Annotated in this window: 18 protein-coding genes; 11 read left to right on the top strand and 7 right to left on the bottom strand. The window is 54.4% G+C overall.

Annotated features, from left to right (window positions below; genetic code table 11):
* Positions 1–37 precede the first annotated feature (37 nt).
* The gene (locus tag GWR55_RS15645; protein ID WP_238398457.1) at positions 38–1,630 is read left to right on the top strand and encodes an amidohydrolase/deacetylase family metallohydrolase; all 1,593 of its coding nucleotides are present in this window, start codon (positions 38–40) and stop codon (positions 1,628–1,630) included.
* Between the two features lie 237 nt (positions 1,631–1,867).
* Here the strand turns inward: GWR55_RS15645 and rpiA are convergent, their stop codons facing one another.
* Complete coding sequence (rpiA, locus tag GWR55_RS15640) at positions 1,868–2,551, bottom strand: ribose-5-phosphate isomerase RpiA (RefSeq protein ID WP_162403097.1); 684 nt, start codon at positions 2,549–2,551, stop codon at positions 1,868–1,870.
* Between the two features lie 461 nt (positions 2,552–3,012).
* Here rpiA and GWR55_RS15635 point away from each other — a divergent pair, with 461 nt between their 5' ends.
* Positions 3,013–5,646, top strand: a complete 2,634-nt coding sequence (locus GWR55_RS15635; protein WP_162403096.1) for a capsule assembly Wzi family protein — start codon at positions 3,013–3,015, stop codon at positions 5,644–5,646.
* A gap of 67 nt (positions 5,647–5,713) precedes the next feature.
* On the opposite strand, the gene GWR55_RS15630 is transcribed toward GWR55_RS15635, so the two are convergent.
* The 6 genes from GWR55_RS15630 to GWR55_RS15605 all read right to left on the bottom strand — a co-directional run bounded on the left by GWR55_RS15630 (position 5,714) and on the right by GWR55_RS15605 (position 13,118).
* Positions 5,714–6,763, bottom strand: a complete 1,050-nt coding sequence (locus tag GWR55_RS15630; protein WP_238398456.1) for a glycosyltransferase family 2 protein — start codon at positions 6,761–6,763, stop codon at positions 5,714–5,716.
* Positions 6,764–6,774: 11 nt separating this feature from the next.
* Positions 6,775–8,304, bottom strand: coding sequence for a B12-binding domain-containing radical SAM protein (locus tag GWR55_RS15625; RefSeq protein WP_162403094.1), 1,530 nt, complete (start codon positions 8,302–8,304; stop codon positions 6,775–6,777).
* Positions 8,305–8,439: 135 nt separating this feature from the next.
* Positions 8,440–9,363, bottom strand: coding sequence for a glycosyltransferase family 1 protein (locus tag GWR55_RS15620; protein WP_162403093.1), 924 nt, complete (start codon positions 9,361–9,363; stop codon positions 8,440–8,442).
* Between the two features lie 191 nt (positions 9,364–9,554).
* Positions 9,555–10,745 carry an O-antigen polymerase gene (locus GWR55_RS15615; RefSeq protein ID WP_162403092.1) on the bottom strand — a complete coding sequence of 397 codons (1,191 nt, stop codon included), beginning with the start codon at positions 10,743–10,745 and terminating at the stop codon, positions 9,555–9,557.
* A gap of 343 nt (positions 10,746–11,088) precedes the next feature.
* The gene (locus GWR55_RS15610) at positions 11,089–12,315 is read right to left on the bottom strand and encodes a group 1 glycosyl transferase (RefSeq protein ID WP_162403091.1); all 1,227 of its coding nucleotides are present in this window, start codon (positions 12,313–12,315) and stop codon (positions 11,089–11,091) included.
* Entirely contained in the window at positions 12,312–13,118 is an 807-nt protein-coding gene (locus tag GWR55_RS15605) for a hypothetical protein (protein ID WP_162403090.1), read from the bottom strand. The genes GWR55_RS15610 and GWR55_RS15605 overlap by 4 nt, the downstream gene beginning before the upstream one ends.
* A gap of 55 nt (positions 13,119–13,173) precedes the next feature.
* Between GWR55_RS15605 and GWR55_RS15600 the strand changes: the two genes are divergently transcribed.
* The 9 genes from GWR55_RS15600 (at position 13,174) to GWR55_RS15560 (ending at position 22,813) form a co-directional block, all read left to right on the top strand.
* Positions 13,174–14,376 (top strand): Wzz/FepE/Etk N-terminal domain-containing protein, encoded by a 1,203-nt coding sequence (locus tag GWR55_RS15600; protein WP_238398455.1) that lies wholly within the window; start codon positions 13,174–13,176, stop codon positions 14,374–14,376.
* Between the two features lie 16 nt (positions 14,377–14,392).
* Positions 14,393–15,781 (top strand): lipopolysaccharide biosynthesis protein, encoded by a 1,389-nt coding sequence (locus GWR55_RS15595; protein ID WP_162403089.1) that lies wholly within the window; start codon positions 14,393–14,395, stop codon positions 15,779–15,781.
* The gene (locus GWR55_RS15590; RefSeq protein ID WP_162403088.1) at positions 15,771–16,775 is read left to right on the top strand and encodes a glycosyltransferase family 2 protein; all 1,005 of its coding nucleotides are present in this window, start codon (positions 15,771–15,773) and stop codon (positions 16,773–16,775) included. Before GWR55_RS15595 ends, GWR55_RS15590 begins: the two co-directional genes overlap by 11 nt.
* A 77-nt stretch (positions 16,776–16,852) precedes the next feature.
* Positions 16,853–17,623 carry a glucose-1-phosphate cytidylyltransferase gene (rfbF, locus tag GWR55_RS15585; RefSeq protein WP_162403087.1) on the top strand — a complete coding sequence of 257 codons (771 nt, stop codon included), beginning with the start codon at positions 16,853–16,855 and terminating at the stop codon, positions 17,621–17,623.
* Positions 17,617–18,711 carry a CDP-glucose 4,6-dehydratase gene (gene rfbG, locus GWR55_RS15580; protein ID WP_162404028.1) on the top strand — a complete coding sequence of 365 codons (1,095 nt, stop codon included), beginning with the start codon at positions 17,617–17,619 and terminating at the stop codon, positions 18,709–18,711. Before rfbF ends, rfbG begins: the two co-directional genes overlap by 7 nt.
* Before the next feature lie 38 nt (positions 18,712–18,749).
* Positions 18,750–20,126 carry a lipopolysaccharide biosynthesis protein RfbH gene (rfbH, locus tag GWR55_RS15575; protein ID WP_162404027.1) on the top strand — a complete coding sequence of 459 codons (1,377 nt, stop codon included), beginning with the start codon at positions 18,750–18,752 and terminating at the stop codon, positions 20,124–20,126.
* Positions 20,127–20,163: 37 nt separating this feature from the next.
* On the top strand, positions 20,164–21,084 hold the full coding sequence (locus GWR55_RS15570) for an NAD(P)-dependent oxidoreductase (RefSeq protein WP_162403086.1): 921 nt from the start codon (positions 20,164–20,166) through the stop codon (positions 21,082–21,084).
* Positions 21,081–21,902: a transketolase gene (locus tag GWR55_RS15565; RefSeq protein ID WP_162403085.1), complete on the top strand. Its 822-nt coding sequence runs from the start codon at positions 21,081–21,083 to the stop codon at positions 21,900–21,902. Before GWR55_RS15570 ends, GWR55_RS15565 begins: the two co-directional genes overlap by 4 nt.
* Positions 21,899–22,813: a transketolase family protein gene (locus tag GWR55_RS15560; protein WP_162403084.1), complete on the top strand. Its 915-nt coding sequence runs from the start codon at positions 21,899–21,901 to the stop codon at positions 22,811–22,813. The genes GWR55_RS15565 and GWR55_RS15560 overlap by 4 nt, the downstream gene beginning before the upstream one ends.
* Positions 22,814–22,917 lie beyond the last annotated feature (104 nt).

The following is a 22,917-nucleotide window of genomic DNA, read 5'->3' as shown; positions in this document are numbered from 1 at the left end:
AAACGAAGCGAAACAGCTCAGGAAATAAGGAGCCTCTATGGATCGCAACTCTCTGGTTCGCGCCTGCGCCGGACTCACTCTCGCAGCGTGCTCCCTGGCGCCCCAGCTTGTGGCACAGGATACGCAGCCCTCCCCCTCTGCGGGCCGCACGGCGGCATCGGCCAAAGCCCCTATGCAGGATAAGGAGTACGACCTGCTGCTCAAGGGCGGCCATGTCATCGACCCGAAGAATAAGGTCGATGCCGTCCGCGATGTCGCCATCAAGGATGGCAAGATCGCAAAGATCGCCGTCGGAATCCCCGCAGACTCCGCCATTAAGACCGTGAACGTCGCCGGTCTCTATGTCACCCCGGGCCTGATCGACATCCACGTTCACGTCTTCTGGGGTCTTAAGAAGAATGACTACGCCGGAGGAGACTGGGCCGTTATGCCCGATGGCGTTACCCTGCGCTACGGCGTAACCACCGTCGTGGATGCAGGCTCGTCAGGATGGCGCAACTTCGAGGAGTTCAAGCAGCGCGTCATCGATCGCTCCCAGACCCGCGTTCTCGCCCTGCTCAACATCGTCGGCAACGGAATGGGCAGCGGCCCCATCGAGCAGAACATGAAGGATATGGACGGCGAGAAGACCGCAGAGATGGCCCTCAAATATCCCGGAGTCATCGTCGGCATCAAGAGCGCTCACTTCACTGGCCCCGAGTGGTTTCCCTACGATCAGGCCATCAAGGGCGGCACCATCGCGCATATCCCCGTCATGATCGACTACGGCTCGCGGCGTCCCGAGCGTCCGCTCGAGCAGCTTCTTGAAAACAAGCTGCGTCCCGGCGACATCTACACCCATATGTATAGCGGCCTGCGCGGCGAGCAGGACGCAGAAACCGGTGGACCTGGCAAAGGCATGTGGGAAGGCCGCAAGCGCGGCGTCTACTTCGACGTGGGTCATGGGGGAGCCAGCTTCCTCTTCAGTGTGGCCGTTCCGCTCATCAAGGCAGGATTTATTCCTGACTCGATCTCGACCGACATCCATACCGACAACCTCAACGAAGGTCTGAAGGACCAACTGACCACCGCGGACAAGTTCCTTGCGATGGGACTGCCACTGCAGGAAGTGATCGCGGAGATGACCTCGCATCCGGCGACCGAGATTCAGCAGCCACAGCTCGGCAATCTCTCCGTCGGGTCCATTGCAGATATCGCTGTCCTCAACGTGCGCCACGGCGACTTTGGCTTCGAAGACGGCTCCGGCGCCATGATGAAGGGAAACGAGAGGCTGGAGTGCGAACTCACCCTGATGGGCGGCAAGTTCGTCTATGACCTCAACGGCCGGGCTGCAATTCCCTGGAACCAGCCGCCGGGAGAGGCCGAGAAGGAGGCGCGGAAGTGGACCTTGCTTCGCATCCCCGGCATGCAACGTCAGCTTACGCCCGAGCAGCAGGCCCGCATGGCGCGCCGGCCCCACTGGCCTCACTGGGATCCCTATGAAGTCGGCCCCAACGGCAAGGTAACCCTGAAGGCCAACGCAAAGCTTCCGCCCCCGGGAGCAAAGCGGCCGAAGCTGGATGTGCCTCCGCCAGCAGCAACCTGGGCCACTCCTCCGTCGGACTCCTGGCCAGCGGCACAAAAGCAGTAAGGTCCGCAAAAGAACAGGCCGCGCTCAGCCATCGAGCGCGGCCTGCTCTTTAAAAGCGTTTTCCCATTGGGGAGTGAGGAAAGCCGTCATCCTGAACATAGTGAAGGATGATGAACCAGAAGGTTATCTCCGCACGAAAACTGCTGTCCTGATCAGATCTTTTCCGAAGGTGCCTCTGAGCGGAGAGAAGCCTCACTCAGGATGGCGCCTCTCTGGGGACAGCCAGATCGGCATGATCTACTTTGTCCGCTCCACAATCCCGCCAGGTTCCGCAATCAACGCCAGCGTGGCCATCCCAAGAAATAGTCCATGCTCGACAACCCCTACCATCGCATCCAGCTTTGCGGCTATCGCCTGTGGATTGTCCATCAGAACCCCGGAGCAATCCAGGATCAGGTTGCCCTCATCGGTGATGTAGCGCGAGCCGTCGTTGTTGATCCTGATCTTCGGGGTGAATCCCAGTTCCGCAAGCTGTCTGCTCACCAGAGGCTCCGCCATCTGGATTACCTCCACCGGCAGCGGAAATTTGCCCAGCTTCTCCACCTGCTTCGATCCATCTGCGACAATCACGAACCGTTTCGACGCGCTGGCGACTATCTTCTCCCGCAGCAGTTTGCCGCCGCCACCCTTAATCAACGCCAACCCGGGAGCGACCTCGTCGGCTCCATCCACGGTCAGGTCCAGCGTCGGAGTCTCTGCAAAACTGGTGAACGGAATCCCATAGCTGCGCCCCAACGCCTCGCTGTCTTCCGAACTCGCAATTGCGCGAATCTCCAGGCCCTCGGTCCGCACCTTCTCTCCCAGCAACTTAATCCACAGCGTCGCTGTCGAACCTGATCCCAGTCCCACCGCCATTCCCGGCTTTACCAGCGCCAGGGCCCGTTCCGCGGCCTGCTGCTTCAGCCGTGTCTGCTCGTCCATCCCAAACTCCTCCCCACTCCTTCTTCCAGTCTTCCTTCAGGCAAACTGGGAGAAGCAAAATACCCATCCCAGCCTATCAAGCAATTTCCTCCTTGCGGCTTCGCTTCAACGCTCATGCGTATCGCAGCTCGCTCTCCAATCCCCGAAGAGCAGGAAGAACCCTTGGTGGGTTGCTTGCTACACTGGGAGAGATAAACAGATGATCTGGAAACTGTCTTCTCCGTTTTATCGCAATTGCTGTCTATGACAATTTGGGAACATGGCCTGAAGTTACTTCGATTCAATATTTTGCAGTTTCAGCTCTCCTCTAAATCCAATCTTTTGAATAGTTTGCGCAGAAATAATATGAAAAAAAGGGGACCTCGCACCGGGCCGCTCGGATATAGGGTCGAGGAGAGCGGATATGGTAGCCTCCTTCCTAAGGGGTCGCATCGACTGACAGGCAACCTCGGATCCCAGATATGGATGTGACCCCGAAAAGGCTTCTGCTGCCGTTTGTCTCGGCTGCCTGTGTTTTTCTTTCATCCCTGCAAACGGTCCACGCCCAGACCTCCTCCGCCCCACATGCAGTCATCGGCACGGCAGCCCTCCCGGACGCCCCGGAGCCTCAAGCCCCCATCAAGCCCACGGAGATGCAGCTGCACCCTCGGAGCCAGGAGCCTGAGGATGTTACGCTCGCCGGAACCCCGAAGCGGATCCTCGAAGACCAAAAGGGAATCTGGACCAGTCCGTCGCGCATCAAGCCCTCGGACGGAATCTGGCTGGCCCCGCTGGGCGTCGCCACCGGCCTGCTGATCGGAAGCGACCATCACACGATGACGCAACTGATCCACATCAGTAAAGATGGACAGGATAAAGCGAACACCCTCTCCAACGGCGCCTTGGTCGGCGTTGGAGCGATTCCGGCATCCGCCTATCTCTGGAGCTTCTTCAATCACGCTCCGCAGGCGCACGAGACCGGCCTGCTCGCCGGCGAGGCTGGCGTGGATGCCTACGTAGTCAATGAAGCCCTGAAGATCGCCTTCCGGCGCGAGAGGCCGCTTGAAGACAACGCGCGCGGCAAATTCTTTACCTCGCCCTGGAACAATGGATCCTTCCCTTCGAATCACTCCATCCTTGCCTGGTCGATGGCCTCGGTCGTGGCCTCGGAGTATCCGGGCTGGCTGAGTAAAACCGCCGTCTACGGTCTGGCTTCGACCGTCAGCGTAAGCCGCGTCCTCTCCGAACAGCACTTCCCTTCTGACGTCCTGGTGGGAAGCGTCGCAGGGTGGCTGATCGGCCGTTATGTCTACCACGCGCACCACAACTACACGCTGAACCCCTACGACGCCCCGCCTCCACCAAAGAACTACATCGCTCACGCGACCCCATCTTCCAGCGCCAGCGCCCCGACGGCTCCGCTTCCCACACCGCCTCCGCCCGCGCAGTTCGCAGGCCCCCCAGATCCCATCGAACACCGCGCACCGGCTCCGTTCGATGCGGACCCGGACACGATCGGCTCGACGAACGTTCCGATGGACAGCTGGATCTACCCTGCTCTGGAGCGGCTCGCTGCGCTTGGCCTGATTCCCACCCAGAATGCCGGAATCCGGCCCTGGACCCGGCAGGAGTGCCTACGGCAGCTGCGACAGGCGCAGGACTTTGCCGACCGCCTCAGCAGCTCCGATCCTGGACTGGTTGCCGAGGCACGACGGCTGATGACCGACCTCGATCGCGAGCTGGCCCAGGAATCGAGCTCCAACCAGGAGCTTGCGCTGGAGTCCGCCTACGTTCGTTATGGAACCATCGCAGGCCCTGCCCTCAACGACAGCTTCCACTTTGGCCAGACGTGGTGGAACGACTTCGGACGCCCGCAGGGCCGCGGCTCCAACGCAATCGCCGGCTTCTCCACCCGTGCTCATTATGGCCGCCTCTTCTTCTACGCCCGCGAGGAGTATCAGCACGGCCCCGGAAACCCGGCGCAGACGCCGGAGATGAACCAGTTCATCAACCAGCTGGACCGCATTCAGCCCGATTTCAGCCCCTATAGACCGATCACCCCGCAACAATCCGCATATAACCTGCAACGCCCTATCGAGATGTATGCGGGTGTGGCCTTTGCGGGAAATGCTCTGACCTTCGGCAAGCAGGAGCTCTACTGGGGCCCCACGACAATGGGTCCGCTCTCCTTCTCCAGCAACGCCGAGCCCACCTATAGCGGGCGCTTCGTCTCCACCCGGCCCCATCCGCTGCCGCTGGTGCCCTCGTTGGGCACCTATCGCTTCGACATTGTTCTCGGCAAGCTTTCCGGCCACTATGCCCCAGCGCGCCCTTGGTACAACGGGCAGAAGATCTCCTTCAACTTTGGGAACAACCTCGAGCTCGCCTTCACGCGCTGGTCGGTTTTCTGGGGAGTGGGACATCCCATCACGCTTCATAGCTTCAAGGACAACATCCTCAGCTTCAATTCCACAGGCAGCTATGCCGGCAACGGTGCGGCGCCCTATGGGGATCGTCTCGACCCGGGTGATCGGAAGAGCAACTTCGATTTCCGCTACCGGCTTCCATTCCTGCAGAGGATCGTTACCTTGTATGCCGATGCATATTCGGACGATGACCCGAATCCAATTGCTGCGCCGCGTCGCGCTGTGTGGAATCCTGGCATTTACTTCGCCCGCCTTCCCTGGCTGCCGCACATGGATCTTCGCGTGGAGGCCGTCAGCTCGCAGGGTCTGGCCAGAGATTTCGGGGGCCAGCATTTCTTTCAGAACAATCAGTACCTGGACAGCAACACAAACAAGGGATTCCTGCTCGGAAACGCGATTGGACGAGACAGCAGAGCAATCGAAGGAAGGCTGGGGTACTGGTTTTCAAGTCGCACCAGAATCGAAGGTGGATACCGGCAGAACAAGACCAGCACGCTGTTTCTCCCGCAGGGAGGAACGATCTCAGACGGTTTTGTGAATGGATCTTTTGCGCTCAATCGCCATTGGACGGCGCAGGTCTTCGCACAGCACGAGCGCTTTCTTATTCCGTCCTATATGCCTGGAGCGCAACGCAACACCAGCGGATGGTTCCAACTGACGTGGACACCGGAGATCAGTATTCGCCGATGAACTTGTGCCAGGCCAACAGCGTCATGGCTTCAGGTGCAAATTTTGCGAGAGTGCCCGGTGCGGAGGTCTAGCGAGCGTCCACTACCTGTGTACGCGAGTGACGCGCCACGTAAGCCATACCAGCCCCTACTCCAAGCATCTGGGCGCAGGATCGGGCCGCCAGCAGGAACGGGGAAAGAACGCCAAGGAGAGGATCTTTCTTCAGGGCGCGCAGTGCAAATGGCAAGGTGCTTCCGAGAAACGCCAAAACGACGATGACGGAGAGATGAATTCTCCATCCCGTCAGCAGATCGAAGAATATGGAAAGAATAAGAAATGGCACAAATAATAGCTGCAGCTTCATGATCTGTGGCGTGTGACTGTCTTTCACCCCTTTGGCCGGGTTTTTCCGGACCGCAAGGATACGCCAGAAGGCGAATTTGTATTTCTTTTTGAGATAGCTGGAGAACGTTGCTGGATGTGTATGGTAAACGATCGCCTGCGGCACGAATTTCATCAGCCAGCCACGCGACGACATCCGGTACGAAAGCTCAACGTCCTCCGCGCAGGCTACTGGGAATGACGTGTCATACCCGTTCATTTCGAGAAACCTGTCACGCAGGAATCCTGCAGAGTAGGTATCGATAAAATCAATATTCGGCAGATTCGCCATCAGACGATATTTGTCTTCGTACTCCATCTGCACGAAACGGGCAGCGAGGCTTCTTTGATGAGTGCGATAGATGCCCTTGGCGCCGACAACCTGCGAATCCTGAAATGGAGCCAGCATTGCATCGATCCAGTCGGGCATCGGTACACAATCATCGTCGGTAAAAAAGAGGATCTTTCCCCTTGAAACCGCGGCGCCCCGGTTCCGGGCTGCCGCAGGTCCGGCATTTGCCTGGGTGATGAGGCGTATCTCCGGATACGCGGTGACGACGACTGCTGTATCGTCTGTGGACCCGTCGTCTACGACGATGATCTCGATGTCTCGCCCGGCCACTTGGGTCCGCAGCGCATCCAGACAGTGGCCGATGCGCCGGCTGCCGTTATAGGTAGGAATGATGATCGACGCCAGAATGGAGTTCGCTGAGGAACTGTCTGGCGTCGATTTCAAGGGCTGTTCTGAAGGACTCATTGAGGCGGTCGCTAGGCCGTCGCACCCTGAGCTTTGCCGGTTGCCTGCGGCGCATTCTTGTCGTGCTGGCTGCCTTTGAGCAGATACTTCGAAAGCGTAAGGAAGCCCTTGACATTGCGCTGCAGCTCACGAGGATCTTTGAGCGACTGTTTCAGTTTGTACCCCAGATAGGATGGAGCCAGATAGAAGCTACGGCGCGCGCGATCGCAGAAACTCACCAGCTGCTCATGAGTGATATTGGGCAGGGTTACTACGCTGTTGTGCAGTCCATCCTTGGTCAACCATGCGCCCCAGTCCTCAATCTGAATGTACTCGCGCTTCTTGGCCTCCTGGTATGCCACGGTGCCCGGGTAAACCATGATGGGGAAAAACTGCGCGGTATCCGGACGAAGGCTCTTGGCAAACTTCAGAGTCTTCTCCATGCTGGCCGGCGTCTCATTCAGGTTTCCGACCATAAAGCAGCCGTGGACCATGATGCCGGCATCCTGGCAACGGCGAACGAACTTGTGGGCCTCTTCGTGATATTTGGCGTCACGACGGTCATCATTGTTCTTCTTCATGCCGTTGATGACTTCGACATCGCCGCTCTCAAAGCCGACGCAGAAGAGGCGGGCCCCTGCCTTATGAACGACCGAGAGAAATTCAACGTCCGCACCGACATCCGCGCGGCAGTTGGCGTCGAAGGGAAGCTTGTTGCCGCGGCGGATTAGTTCGTTGGCAAGCTCGAGGGTGCGCGGCTTGCTGACGATGAACGTATCGTCCTCAAGCATGACCGTCTTGATCTCAGGCATTTCGCGAGCCACATAATCGAACTCGTCCGCGACGTTCGATACCGAGCGATATCGCATCGTGTGTCCACTAAAGGTCTGCGGGTAAACGCAGAACGAGCAGTGATAGGGGCACCCGCGGCTGGTATCAAAGACCACCAGCGGCCACAGGGAGTGCCCGTAGAAATAATCCGGGGTGTGCAGAAAACGCTTGTATACCTCAGAAACGAAAGGCAGTTCGTCGAGATTCTTGATCGCTTCACGCTGCTTGTTGTTGATGATCTCTCCGGTCGGCTTGCGCCAGACCAGCCCGTCTACGGTGGATAGGTCCGCACCGCATTCCTTCGCTGCAAGCCAGTCGCGGACGGTGTATTCGTACTCGCGAATCGCAACCGCCTCCAGAGAACTGCACGAGGCGAGCGTCTCGCGAGGCAGCGACGAGACGTGACGACCCACCATCAGAGTGTGGATGGAAGGATGAGCAGCCTTGATGGCCTCAATGACGCTGATGTCGTTGAGAATGCTCGGGGTGGAGGTGTCACAAACAACTGCTTCGATGTTCTTTGCTGCGATGCGGTCAATCACCGCCTTCACCGTAAAGTTGCCCGCGGGCGCGTCGACGAGGTCAACGTCGTGCCCGTTCTGGATCGCAACACCTGCCGCGGTCGAGAGCCATTTCGGATAATAGAGAGTTCCGCTCTTCGTTACTGCGGGGCTGCGTTGTTCGCGGGAGAATCGCGGGTGGAAGGGGGGGTTAAGGAAAAGAACACGCATTAAGGTAAGAGCGCCTCCAACTCGGGGTAGTTTAGCATAGTCCTCATAGGCCGAAACTTACGCGAACCTTAGAAGTCATTCCATATACGTGAGATGCCTCCCATTCTGGATACCAAAATGGCACTCATAAAGACTTTAGAGATGCGCGAGTAGGGCGTTGGCAGTCTTTATCGAGCAGGCCTCCCAAGTATAGCGCCTGCTCTGCCTCGGTCCCGCTTCTCGAAGCTGCCTGCGCAGGCCTTCGTCCTGAGCGATCTGGACGAGACGCTCCGCCATCTCATTCTCCGAAAAAGGATTGAAGTAGAGGGCGGCATCCTGGCATACCTCGGGAAGAGAAGCCGCTTGCGCAACCAAGGCCGGAACTCCAGCCGCCATAGCCTCTACGGGAGGCAAGCCAAACCCCTCATAAAGAGACGGCATGACCAACGCGGTCGCGTTGCCTACCAGAGAAAACAGCTCGGATTGTGGCACAAGCCCGGCTAGATGCACCCGGTCGGCTGTACGTTTTACCCGCTCAAAAAACTCCGGTGATTCGCCTGTAATCAGTCCTTCGGTCTGGCCCACGATGACAAGATCGTGCGGCACCTGATCTTTGATTTGAAGAAAAGCATTCACCAGCCGACGCAAATTCTTATAAGGCTTCACATTGCCGACATAGATGAAATATGGACGAGAACGAACCGACGGAAGCTGGCCTGCCGTGTACCAGTCTTCGGAGATACCAAGATGCGTTGGCATGATATTGTCTTCCCGCGGACCGGTTGTCAGGCGCAGAAGCTCTGACTTACTGAACTCGGAAACAGTGAAGATCAGGGATGCTCTTCTGCGCAGTTGATGAAACATGGCCCTGGCGTAGGTTCGCTTCTTTCGATTCTGGACGATCTCATCGACTATCATGTGGCTCATGTCATGCACAGTGGCCGCAAGCTTCCCCCGATAGAGCAAGGGAATAGTGTAGTAGGGGGAGAAAAAGAGATCCGTCTCACGAGGAATTGCCAGCGGAAGTTGAACCTGCTCGGCGATGGAATAGCGTTCAGCGCGGCAGTCGATTAAACGCATGTTGGAGGCCTGGCTCCAGGAAAAGCTTTCCAGACGGGACCGATCTCCCAAACCAACAATCGATACATCTGCCAAATGCTGAACGATACCGGGCATAATGCCCTTGATATATACGCCAACGCCAGACGCATCGATCCATCGGAGATCTATTGTGAGTGTCTTCAAATGGCCCTGTCCCTATCTGGAGATGTTCAGCTAGCCTGAGTGGATGCGAACTGGCGTGGTGCGACAAGATGTAACACTTGAAGGAACACCCAGGAAAACACATATATGAGGGTCAGAATATAGAGTCCGGAAAATCCCGCGGTAATTGCTAGTGCACCCGCGACACCGAGCAGCATAGTCGAGGCAAACGCACGCATCATCGACGGATGAGGAGAGATTAAAGCCTTTTTCACATCAAGATCAACCCTTTTATAAATGACCCCCAGCATCAATCCAATAACAGTTACGCCAATCCAACTGAAGTTGAAATAGCCTTCTCCAAATACGCCCGGCCTTAATCCGGGATGAACATGAGGATCAAAACCCACTGTTGTTGCTGTGACGACACCAAGCCCCCATGTATCCCTAAATTCAGAAGCAAATCTCGGAACGAACGCCCCTATGGCGGCAAGATAGGTTTTTCCGCCCCAGGATACATGGTTCCAGTGGGAGTAAACCCAGGAGAAATCTCTCAAGTCCGAGAATGTGTTCCCGTAAAAAAGAAGTGCTACTAGAACTTCAAAGAATTGCATAAGGGAATACTTGCCAGCGCGAACACTGCCTAGATAAAGCCCGAACAGGACAATAACGAAAATTGTTGTCGCTAGCCGGAAAAGGCCTATTCTGGATCTTCGCAATATCAAGTAACAGAGAAAAAAGTTTATATAGATTGTCAGAATATTGCTCCTAGAACCGAAAAAGAGCAGGCCAAATGTAAGAGCCAACGCGCTTATCAGGAGCACTCTTTCTTTGGTGTCGTAGTAGCGTGCTACACAATGGGAGGCTATGACAACAGAATAGGTTGAGATGAGCAGCGCAACTGGTCGCAACTCGGGATGCGCAAGCGTATATTGCCGGAGATCAAAACCGAAGCCATTCTGAGAAAAGTAGAAAGATAAGAGCAATGCTTGCAGAAGGAGACCAAGCATCGACTGCAGCATCAGAAAATTTCTGGATGCCATGAGCATTCTCGAACAGGCGGGGCCGATCTCCAGAACACTGATGGTCATCTTTCGTATGCCCAGACCAAGTTTGAGTCTCCAAAGCTCTCCCCCAAGCACAATAGTGAAGTAGCCGAAGAGTGTGATCAGGAAGACTTTCGGAACTACCTCAACAACAGCGCCTAGGTCTCGACCAAGAACTATTGCATTCAGATCGTTTCTTGCAAATGGAAGCAAAAGGCAATTAGGAAGAATGCAAACAAGGAATATCTGGGAATGCCAGATATCGATTCGGAATCCTTTGCGATAACACCTGAAATAATAGGAGAGCAAAAAAGAACCGATAGCGATTGCATCGAGACAATAGATCGCGAGCCATGACATCTAGGTCACCGCCCGTAGTAAGACTTTTAGCCGGCTTCGTTTAATTGAGCGGTTAGGCCATAGAGAAAAACCTCTCCTCTGTGCATTTCGAAATTTGAAATGGATCAACCGCATAAACGTACTTTAAACCGCTAACGATAAATCTCTTCGTTCGAAGCCGAATTCCGACGAAGTATCTGGGGCGACGAGAAACAAACTAAGTTATTGGCTGATGGTCTCCAGCCAAAAGAAGCTGTCGCTGATTACGCAAAATCGTTATAAACGAAAGATATTTCATCAGCATCGTGTACCGATCGCCACCGATGATCTTCGGAAGGGCAAAAAGCATACGATTGATAGTCCTTACCCGCATGTCATCTACCGGCAGGTTATTCGTGCTATATTGTCCTGCCTGATCATTTTTCGAAAGCAGCCCAGCCTTCTTTGCCGCAGCGTAGAATGTGCCGTTCGCATCGAAAGGATCCTGATCCCCCCATTGATCTATGCTGACGGAATACAGCCTTCTGGCAAGCGAAGATATCTGCAATCCGTTGGAAAAGCACTTGTATGCATAGGCATACTTCTGATAGCTATCAGCTCCGTTTGCGTGGAGCCGCTCACCATAGAAAAGCAGGAGCGTTCTCAGCGTGTCATCAATATATTGCGGCACTCGTAGCTTTCTGGAAAGCTGATCGGGACGAGAAGGACTGTACCCGCTGTAATGAAAGAAGGTTAGAGTCGCATTGCCATTGACCAGATAACCGGAGCCTTCCCTGATCAAAGATCTTTCGTGCAGATTCCAGTAGGCTACATTGCATCCGGGATCGCGCAGAATATGAATTTCGCTGAAAAGGCAGGGCACCAGATTGATCCATTTCTGGTCGACAAAGAGACCTGACCGTAGATCCTCGAAGCAGTAATCGAGACATCGCTCTTCCCACCAGTCCAAAAATGATCGTCCCTGGGGAGTAGCAGCAACTGCTACAAATCCCAAGTTGAATACGCCTGTTCCCAAAAAGTCCCGCTCATAAACATGCTCCTTATCGGGTGTGGAGGAGAGTATATGAGGAGTGAGCACAATGGAGGCGCCGTCAAGCGCTTCGTAAATCAGTTCAACCGGATTAAAGATATAGATATCAGGATCGAAATAAATAACCTTATCGGCTCCAAGCGCGAAAAGGTATTTCAGGTAGCTTGGCTTTACCCCGGTATTCAGCTCCAGGATGTCGTATTTGAATGCAAGGGATTGGAATGCGGGCAGGCCGAGTTCCTCGATAGCAAGCACCTGGATCCTCGGGTCGCGGGAAACAAAATCCCCAGGCATTTTGTCGACGAGAAGCAGATGAAACTCATCGTCCGGATGGTAGCGTAAAAACGATTCGGCCAGCGTCCAGGCGAAGTGTAAATAATTGGCTGAAACAATCGTGCAGGCTACGCGCTTCATATCTTGATCCAGTTTCCTTGGGACACATCGTAGCGTCGAATGGGCCTGGCAGGGACACCTGCGACAAGCGTGTAGGGTTCAACATCTGTCGTTACAACAGCATTGGCCCCGGCCACACTACCTTCGCCAAACGTCACTCCGGGGCAAACGACGACACCATCTCCCAGCCACACGTTCGCTCCAATGATAACAAATCGATCACCTTCCAATGGACGCTGGGAGGGCGGCACAGATGGCGGAGTTGCGCTTTCTCCAAAGTATCCGTGATTGTGGTCCGTAATGATCACCTTGCTGCCGATAAGAACGTGGTCTCCGATAGTGACCGAGTTCGTGCAAGCAATGTGAGTCCAGTGGCTGATCCGAACGTGGTTGCCGATGCGTAGCTTAGGATTGAATTGTTGTGTGCCGTATCGGGTCACTGCTTCCAGCCATAGCCCCTCGCCACAAGAGAAGCCCTCCCCCATGGAGATATTCGACAATCCTCTAAGGAAAGAACCGGGGCCAATATCAATGGTTTTGACGCCGAGCTTACGACTCAGCATCCGATTCTTTATGGATCGAAACGGCGCCCGGACGATGCTGGAGAGGAGGAGATAGCTTCCGTTTTCCCGATAAAAAAGGAGGAACTTGCCCCACATGCACGTGACGTCCCGTAAAATCAAATTGTCCCGTATTGGGCTTTCTTGCCTAATCGTCCAAGAACCTGCGTGTCGGTGCTGAGGAAACCCGCGCTGGCCATTGAGAACGTAGGTCTTGTGAGAAGATAGCACTTGCGCCATATCTAATGGAATCAGGAAATGCATCGGAATCAGTATTGTGTCGAGATCCTCAGAAACAATCGCTGAGAAAGTAACGGAAGTGCCGGCCGAAGAAGAGATCTCTCTGCTGGATCTTCTTGTTGTGCTCTCCCGCAACCGCCGCTTCATCCTGAAGACCACGATCAGCGTTACCCTGATTGCTCTTATCGCAACGTTTGTTCTTCCAAATAAATACACTGCCTCGACAGCGATACTCCCACCACAGCAGAGTAGCTCGGTTGGATCAGCCCTGATGGCTCAATTGGGCGCTCTCGGTTCTCTTGCCAGTCTTGGCGGCAGCAGCATGGGCCTGAAAAATCCTAACGACCTCCAGGTTGCTCTACTTAAAAGCCAGACTGTGGAAGACGCGATGGTGGATCGTTTTCACCTGATGAATCTCTTTCACGCCACGCTACGATCTAAAGCGAGAAAGAAGCTTGAGTCGATTGTTGCGATTGACAGCGGATCAAAGGATGGCATCATCCGCATCTCAGTGACGCAGCACGATCCGAAGCTGGCTGCGGACATGGCAAACGGCTATGTTGAGGAGTTCAAGAAGTATTCTTCGGGGCTGGCAGTTACCGAGGCGTCGCAGCGTCGCTTGTTCTTTGAAGGGCAGTTAGCCGAAGCAAAAGACAACCTCGCAAAGGCGGAAGAAGATCTCAAAAAGACGGAACAACGCACGGGCCTTATCCAGCTAGACAGCCAGGCGCGCGCCACCATAGGCCTGGTGGCTGATCTGCGTGGTCAGATCGCCGCAAAAGAAGCGCAGATTGCCGCAATGCGCACCTACGCGACCGATGAAAATCCAGAGCTGCAGATTGCAATACAACAGTTGGCCGGTCTGCAGGCACAGGCAAAAAAGATGGGCGCCTCTACAGAGAGCGCGACGAACTCCCTGATACCCAAAGGAAATATGCAAGAGGCCGCTCTTGAATACGTGCGGCGGTATCGTGACGTGAAGTATTACGAAACGATCTTTGAGTTGATTGCGCGGCAATATGAGATCGCCAAGGTGGATGAAGCGAAGCAGGGAGCCATCATCCAGATCGTTGATCATGCAACGGTTCCCGATCACCGGTCGTTTCCCTCGAAGCTCATCTTTACTCTTGTAGGAATTTTTCTGGGGCTCTTTATCGGAATCACTTACGTCCTGGCGAAAGAAGGTCTCGTGAGGCTTTCCCACAATCCTGCAGAAAGCGAACGAATCCAGGCTCTTCGAGAGGCTTTCCCTTCCAGAGGCCGACAGAAGGGAATCGGTTAGGGTGTCGGAGTCGCAATTGAAGCCAGAGAATCCTGCGACGGAGTCTGTGGCCATAATTCAGGTGAAGAGATGGCTTAAGGAAGTGGTTGGACTGGACCGAGCCATCGTCTTCACGATCTTCGCGCGAGTGTGGCAAAGCGCCGCTGGCCTGATAACGATCTTCCTTATTGCACGGTTGTTGTCACCTGTCCAACAGGGCTATTACTACACCTTCGTGAGCCTCGTCGCGCTCCAGATCGTCTTTGAGCTTGGGTTTTCATTTGTGATTCAGCAGATGGCAAGTCATGAGCGAGCGAATCTGACAATCTCGGCCAACTACGAGGTGGGTGGAGACCCTGTCGCGCATGCGCGACTTGCCTCTGTGCTGCAGAAGACTGTGCGCTGGTATTCGATAGCTGCAGTTCTGATGGTCGGATCGCTGATCTTTGCCGGCTTCTACTTTTTTTCCCATCATCAACGTGGAGCCCTTGACGCCGGTTGGAAGATTCCATGGTGCTGTGTTGCTTTGGCTGCCTCGATTACGTTCCAGATTGATCCGATCCTCGCGTTTCTCGAAGGCTGCGGATATGTTGCAAACGTGGCACGCCTTCGAATGGGACAGGCTGTGCTCGGGAGTTTGCTGGCATGGTCAGCCCTGATCCTCCACCACGGCCTCTACGCACCTGCAATGATGATCACCGGGATAGCAACGACCGGAATTGCCTGGCTCTATCGCCGGAGACATTTTCTACTATCCCTGCTTCGGTATGACCCCGGAGAACATATCATCCAATGGAGGACGGAGGTATGGCCCTTTCAGTGGAAGATCGCGGTCAGCTGGATATCGAGCTATTTCATCTTTCAGCTCTTCAATCCAGTACTGTTTGCCTATAGAGGGGCCGTGAGCGCTGGCCAAATGGGCATGTCTCTCAATGTAGCCTCCGCTCTTCAGACGATTGCAATTTCCTGGATCAATACAAAGTCGGCTCCTTTTGGAACAATGATCGCGCGCAAGCAATATGTCGAACTGGATCGAATCTTTTTCCGATCCCTTCGCCAATCGGTAACGGTTTGCGCTATTGGCGCGGCGATTCTGCTTGCGGCGCTCACTTTTATCAATTACAGGAACATTCCGTTTTCACATCGGCTTCTTCCGGCTCAGGATTTAGGCTTGCTCTTCTTCGCTGTAATCGCCAATATTGTGGTTTTTGCAGAAGCTCTTTATTTGCGAGCTCACAAGCAGGAGAAATTTCTACTGAATTCAATCCTTACGGCCCTCTTCGTAGCCGCTTCGACACTGTACCTTGGGCGACTTTATGGGGCCAGGGGTATGATTGTGGGATACCTGACCACGGTCCTGGTTATAAGCCTGGGACAAGGCACCTATACGTTCCTGAAGTACCGCAAGATCTGGCATGCCGAATAAAGCTCCAATACTCACAATCGCGATTCCAACCTACAATCGCGGCAACTATCTGGCTCGCCTGCTCGAGTCTCTTCGTCCTCAAATGGAAGAAGCAAGTTATCTTTTCAACATAGAGCTGCTGATCTCTGATAACGCTTCCACCGATAGCACATCCCAGGTCGTTGAGACATTCTGCCGTAATAGCAGCATTGCGTGCCGCACCTTTCGCAATCAAACCAACCTTGGCGCGGATCGAAATATTCTGCAGTGCTTCTCTGAGGCGACCGGTAGATATGTCTGGATTATTGGCGACGACGACATCCTTTTGCCCGGCGCGCTTCTGGAGCTTTTGAAACTGCTCAAACAGGAGGACTTCGACATTGTGCATCTTCGGGCTGTTCCGCTCGTCGAAGGCAAGCAGACGTATCCTCGGATCGCTTCTCTTGAAGTAACTGCCACGAGCAATCCTGAGGTATTCGCTCTCAAAACCCATATCTTCCTAACCTTCATTACCGGCAACATCATCCACAGAGAGCGCGCGCTTTTGCTGCCGCATGAACCATTTTCCAGCCTCATAGGCACAAGCCTGGTTCAGCTTGGCTGGACCTACACTCTCCTCCGCCACTTTCGGAGGGGAGCAGTTGTTGCCAATCCCGTGCTCGCAGCGAGTTCCGATGCTCGTGGCGGATATGCTCTTTTTACTGTGTTTGGAACCAATCTCAAGAGCATCGGGGAGAGGTGGCTTGTGGAGCCTCGATTAGTCCAGATTGTAGTGAACGGGACCCTGCAGATCTTTTTCCCTCCCTTTGTTCTGGGTACACGGCGAGAGTCGAATGCATTTTCCGAGGAGGAGGCAGAGAACATTCTTTCCTCTCTCTTTACAGACAACGTCCGTTACCGGATCTTCGTCTCTCCCCTTTTTCATCTTCCCCAAAAGATGGCGCGCTTCTGGCTCCTATTCAATCGCGTCGTCAATCGAGTCGATAAAACTTTGGGCAATCCGATGTTGCGATAGTCTCGAGAGATGCATCATCAGCCGCGCTCGTGCACGCACGCGGAAACAATACAATGGAATGTCAGGAAACGCATATTATGAAGGCCGTTATTCTCGCAGGCGGACTAGGTACAAGAATCAGTGAAGAGACGTCCGTCCGTCCGAAACCTATGGTGGAGATCGGTGGAAGACCGATCCTCTGGCACATTCTCAAAATCTATTCCCATTATGGAATTAATGATTTCGTTGTGTGCCTGGGCTACAAGGGCTACATCATCAAGGAGTTTTTTGCGAATTACTTTCTGCATACTGCAGACGTAACCTTCCATATGGATCAGAACCGCATGGAGGTTCACGACAGTATGGCCGAACCATGGCGCGTCACACTGATCGACACAGGCGACGCTACCCAGACAGGTGGTCGCCTGAAACGTGTAGGAAAGTATGTCGAAAATGACGGCGCATTTTGCCTGACGTATGGCGACGGGCTGGCAGATATTGATATCAGGAAATCCATCGAGTTTCATAACCAACATGGCAAGCTGGCGACGATGAGCGCTGTACAGCCAGCTGGCCGGTGGGGCTCGCTCGACATGGATGGCACAAAGATCACCTCGTTCCGAGAAAAACCCGCCGGAGACGGAGCTTGGATCAACGGGGGTTTCTTCGTTCTCTCGCCCAAAGTCCTGGATTACATTCAGGGAGATGAAACCATCTGGGAGCGAGATCCCCTGGAGCAGCTTGCAAAAGAAGGTAATCTGAATGCTTATCAGCATTCCGGTTTCTGGCAACCGATGGATACCCTGCGCGACAAGAAATATCTTGAGGAACTGTGGGAGGGTGGTGCACCACCGTGGAAGAAATGGTGAACGCAGTTTCAAATTCGGCCTGGAAGGGTCGCCGTGTATTTCTCACGGGACATACAGGCTTTAAAGGAAGCTGGCTTACCCTTTGGTTGCACCAGCTGGGCGCGACGGTTTGCGGGTATTCCCTCGCACCTCCTAGTCAGCCAAGCCTGTTTGAAGTGGCACGAATTGGGAAGCTGGTACATCACGTGGAGGGGGATGTCTGCGACCAGCAAAGACTCCAGCGTGCGATGCAGGAGTTTTCTCCTAGCCTTGTCCTGCACCTGGCGGCACAATCCCTGGTCCGGCGTTCGTATGCTGAACCCGCGCTGACATACGCGACCAACGTAATGGGCACGGTCAATGTTCTTGAGAGTATTCGACATACAGACTCGGTAAAGGCTGCGGTCATGATTACCACCGATAAATGCTATGAGAACCGCGAATGGCAGTGGGGGTATCGGGAAAATGATCGACTTGGCGGCCACGATCCTTACAGCAACAGTAAGGCATGTGCCGAATTGGTAAGCTCCGCTTACCGCGACTCCTTCTTTCCGGCTGATGATCTGCAATCCCACGGAGTTGCTATCGCGACCGCTCGCGCGGGCAATGTCATTGGAGGGGGTGACTGGGCATGCGATCGTCTCATCCCCGACCTGATGCGAGGGTTCTCCTTGAACGAAAAGGTTCTTATTCGAAACCCAAACGCGATTCGTCCTTGGCAACACGTTCTGGAACCTCTGCGCGGCTATCTTCAGCTTGCGGAAAAACTCCTTGCAGGAAAAAGAGATTTTGCCACGGCCTGGAACTTTGGCCCGAGCGAAGAAGACGCCAGGCCAGTAAAGTGGATTGTTGAGGAGATTGCCAGGAAATGGTCGCCTACTGCGTCATGGATGCTGGACGAGGGACCACATCCTCACGAGGCGACTTACCTCAAGCTCGATTGCGCGCGCGCAAGAAATCTCCTCGGCTGGAATCCAGCCCTGGGGCTCTCAGACGCTCTTCAACTCATCGTAGAATGGTATAAGCAGTGGCAGGCTGGAAGTGACATGCAGAAGATCACTCTCGACCAGATCGCAGCCTATCAACAGCTTAGTACCGGGCGTCGATAGGACGACAGGAGTTCAGGATGCAATCTGCGGTTGAGAAAATGGAACAGCGGACTAACTCCGCAGATGGAATAAATTCGTCAGGACAGAATAAGAACCGGCAGGAGGAATTGCGCGAGCAGATACGAGAACTGGTCGCGGAATACCACGCAGAAGCCTTCCCGCAGCGCGAATTTGCCCAGGGAAGCTCTGCTGTGCCTGTATCCGGCAAGGTCTTTGACGCTGAGGACATTCAGTACGCTGTCGATGCCTCTCTCGATTTCTGGTTGACAACAGGCCGTTTTGCCGACCAGTTTGAACGTGAGTTCGCCCGTGTGATGGGTGTTCGCGATGCTCGACTCGTAAACTCTGGTTCGTCAGCAAATCTGGTTGCGCTTTCCGCGTTGACCTCGCCAAGCCTCGGAGACCGTGCCCTCAAACCGGGAGATGAGGTTATCACCGTCGCCGCGGGCTTCCCTACAACGGTCAATCCTGCTATTCAGAACAATCTGGTCCCGGTCTTTGTGGACGTCCAGCTCGATACTTACGATATCGATGTCTTACAGTTGGAAGCTGCAGTCTCAGATAAAACTCGTGCAGTCATGATTGCCCATACTCTTGGGAATCCTTTTGATCTGGATGCAGTCACTGCCTTCTGCAGAAAGCATCATCTCTGGCTGGTTGAGGACTGTTGTGATGCTGTAGGGGCAACCTACAAGGGACAGGGCGTCGGCACGTTCGGCGACATCTCTACCGCAAGTTTTTATCCGGCCCACCACATCACCATGGGAGAGGGCGGCGCAGTTATGACGCAAAAGCCTGCGTTGACCAAGCTGATCGAGTCCTTTCGAGACTGGGGACGTGATTGCTGGTGTGCGCCGGGCAAAGATAACACCTGTGGCAAGCGATTCGAATGGGAGCTTGGAGAGCTTCCCTGCGGCTATGACCACAAATACATCTACTCGCACATCGGCTATAACCTGAAACTCTCGGATATGCAGGCTGCTGTGGGCGTCTCGCAGTTGAAGAAGCTTCCGGGCTTCATCGCGGCACGACGCGAGAACTTCAAGCGCCTTTACGAGGGATTGTCGCCTCTACAGGAATTCTTCTCGCTACCCCAGGCGACGCCGGGCTCCGATCCCAGTTGGTTTGGGTTCCCGATCGCTGTAAAACCTGAGGGCGGCCTCAAGCGCGATCAGGTGATCCGCGGCTTGGATCAGCGAAAGATTGGAACACGCCTGCTCTTCGGCGGCAATCTTCTAAGGCAGCCAGCCTATCTCAACACGAAATACCGTAAGGTCGGAGAGCTTCCCAATACGGATTATGTGATGAACAATGTTTTCTGGATTGGTGTGTATCCGGGGTTGAAGGATTCGATGATCGACTACATCATCGAATCCTTCCATGAGATCGCTCATGGGAAGTTGAGAGTTCTCTGAGAACAGTCTTATTAGCCGATCACCAGAGGGTTCGTTCATGAGATGTCTCGTCACCGGAGCAACAGGATTTGTAGGCTCCTGGCTTGTACGCCGGCTGATTGCGGACCAGCATTCGGTCGCAATTCTAACTCGTCCGACAAGTGATACATGGCGTATTAGCTCCTGTCTCTCTCATTTGCATCGAATCGAAGGCGATTTGATTGACATACAACGTTCGAAAGAAGCCATACAGGAGTTCGCCCCCGAAATCGTTTTTCATCTTGCCTGGACAGGCGGAAACAGCAGCAAATTCTTAAATGACATCAGCCAGGTCTATTCCAATGTCCCTGGAACCCTGGAACTGATGCGGATAGTGTCCGAGTCCAACGCAACTACATTTATCAATTTTGGCAGCTGTGTTGAGTATGGCGAATATCACATCCCTGTAAGGGAGTCCGACATCGTTCAACCGAAGAATCTGTATGGGAGTGCGAAATATGCGGTAGAGCGGTTGATGCAGGAGATGGCTCCCGCCCTGAGTCTTCGGTTTGCTTCCCTTCGTCTGTTCTGGGCTTATGGACCTGCTGATGATCCTGCTCGCCTCATTCCCTCTCTCATTATGAAGATGCTGAAGAAAGAACATCTTGCTATGACCAAAGGAGAGCAACTGTGGGACTACCTCTATATTGAGGATGCGATCGAGGCCATCGTGGGGGTCATGAATACATCGACTGCTCATGGAATCTTTAACCTGGGTTCTGGCCATCCAAAACCGCTACGGATGATAGCAGAAAAGATTGCAGTCCTCATCGGGAATGGATCGTTGCCAGGATTCGGTGAGATCCCTTACCGCCCCGATCAGGTCATGCATCTTGAGGCTGATATCAGCCGTTTGCATGAGGCTACAGGCTGGAAGCCGCGCGTCGGCATCGACGACGGCCTGAAGACGACGGTCGCATGGTACAAGGAAAATCAATGATGCAAGAGGAAGTTGATCTCGCACAGATTGCCAAGCGACTGCGCGTACACGCTGTTCGCATGGTTCATCGATCGAAGGCGTCTCATCTCGGAAGCTGTCTCTCGATGGCAGATATTCTCGCCTCGCTCTATTGGCAGGTGCTTCGTATTCGTCCCGAGCAGCCGGAGTGGGCAGGCCGGGACCGATTCATTCTCAGCAAGGGCCATGGCGCTGCAATTCTGTATGCGACGCTCGCGGAGCGGGGGTTCTTTCCCCTGTCAGATCTGATTACTTACTGCGAAGCCGGATCCCGCCTGACCGGACATGCAACCAGCGGCGTTCCCGGCGTGGAACTCTCCTCCGGCTCTCTGGGACATGGGCTTCCGGTGGGGTGCGGCCTGGCGCTGGCTGCGAAACGTGAAGGAAAAGAGAACCGTACCTTCGTCCTAGTAAGCGATGGGGAACTTGATGAAGGTTCTAACTGGGAAGCGATCTTATTCGCACCCCAGCACCAGCTCGACAATCTCACCTTAATCGTCGACTACAACAAGATTCAGAGCTTTGGCCGGGTGGAAGAAATTCTCGAACTCGAGCCATTGGTCGATAAGTTCAAGGCTTTTCGCTGGGCTGTCCGCGAGATCGACGGACACAATCTTCAACAGGTTATGGATGCTTTCACCGCCCTTCCCTTCGAACGCAACAAACCGAGTGTCGTGATCGCGCACACCGTCAAGGGGAAGGGGGTCAGCTTCATGGAAGACAAATTGGCATGGCACTACAAATCCCCTTCCGATGAACAGATCTTGATGGCGCTGGAAGAGTTGGGAGTGACTGAATGAGGACAGCATTCATCGAGCAGCTTTGCACACTAGCCGAACAGGATGATCGCATCTGGCTGGTTTGTGGCGATCTCGGCTATTCGGTCCTTGAGGCATTCTCTGATCGCTTCCCCGACCGCTATCTCAACGCGGGAGTGGCGGAACAGAATATGACAGGCATTGCAGCGGGCCTTGCGCTTGCAGGAAAGACCGTCTTTACATACTCGATCGCAAACTTTCCTGTCATGCGGTGCCTAGAGCAGATTCGTAATGACGTCTGCTACCACAATCTGAATGTGAAGATCGTCTCTGTTGGCGGCGGTCTTGCCTACGGAAGCCATGGCTACACGCACCACGGAGTGGAAGATCTTGCGGTTATGTCTGTGATGCCGAACATGACCGTAGTAGCGCCTGGCGATCCTGTCGAAGCCCGGGCTGCGACCACGGAACTGGCCAAGGCTCACGGCCCCGCTTATCTGAGGCTCGGCAAAGCTGGCGAGCCGGTCCTTCATCCTCAGAAGATTCATTTCGAAATTGGAAGGACGATTCAGATTCAGGACGGCAATCAGCTGACACTCATCTCTACAGGGGGAATGCTGGGAACAGCTATCGAAGCCTGTCGAACACTTGTATCGGACGGCTATTCCGTACGCCTTCTCAGCATGCCTACCCTTGTACCACTGGATCGAAAGGCGATCCACCATGCCGTTCATGAGACGCGCGCAATCCTCACAATCGAAGAGCACGGCATCGGGGGGCTCGGTACAAGAACAGCCGAGGTAATTGCTGAGATGGGAGAGGCAATTCGTTTTCATCCCCTGCGCCTGCAACCTTCTCCCATCAAAGTGGCGGGATCACAGATACAGCTTCGAGAGGAGCAGAATCTGAGTGTAGCGGGCATCATACGCACAGCAAAGGCGTTGCTGCGCTGATCTTCGCCTCCCCGTCAATTTAAAGTAGAAGCGCAACCCGTCATATCGAAAAGACTCCGGCAATGGTTCTCTTGCCGGAGTCTTTTCGATTCTTCGAACGGATT

This window comes from Edaphobacter sp. 12200R-103 (assembly GCF_010093025.1).
Classification (GTDB): Bacteria; Acidobacteriota; Terriglobia; order Terriglobales; family Acidobacteriaceae; genus Edaphobacter.
The sequence above is the reverse complement of the archived record's forward strand: the minus strand, read 5'-3'. Positions and strand labels throughout refer to the sequence as shown.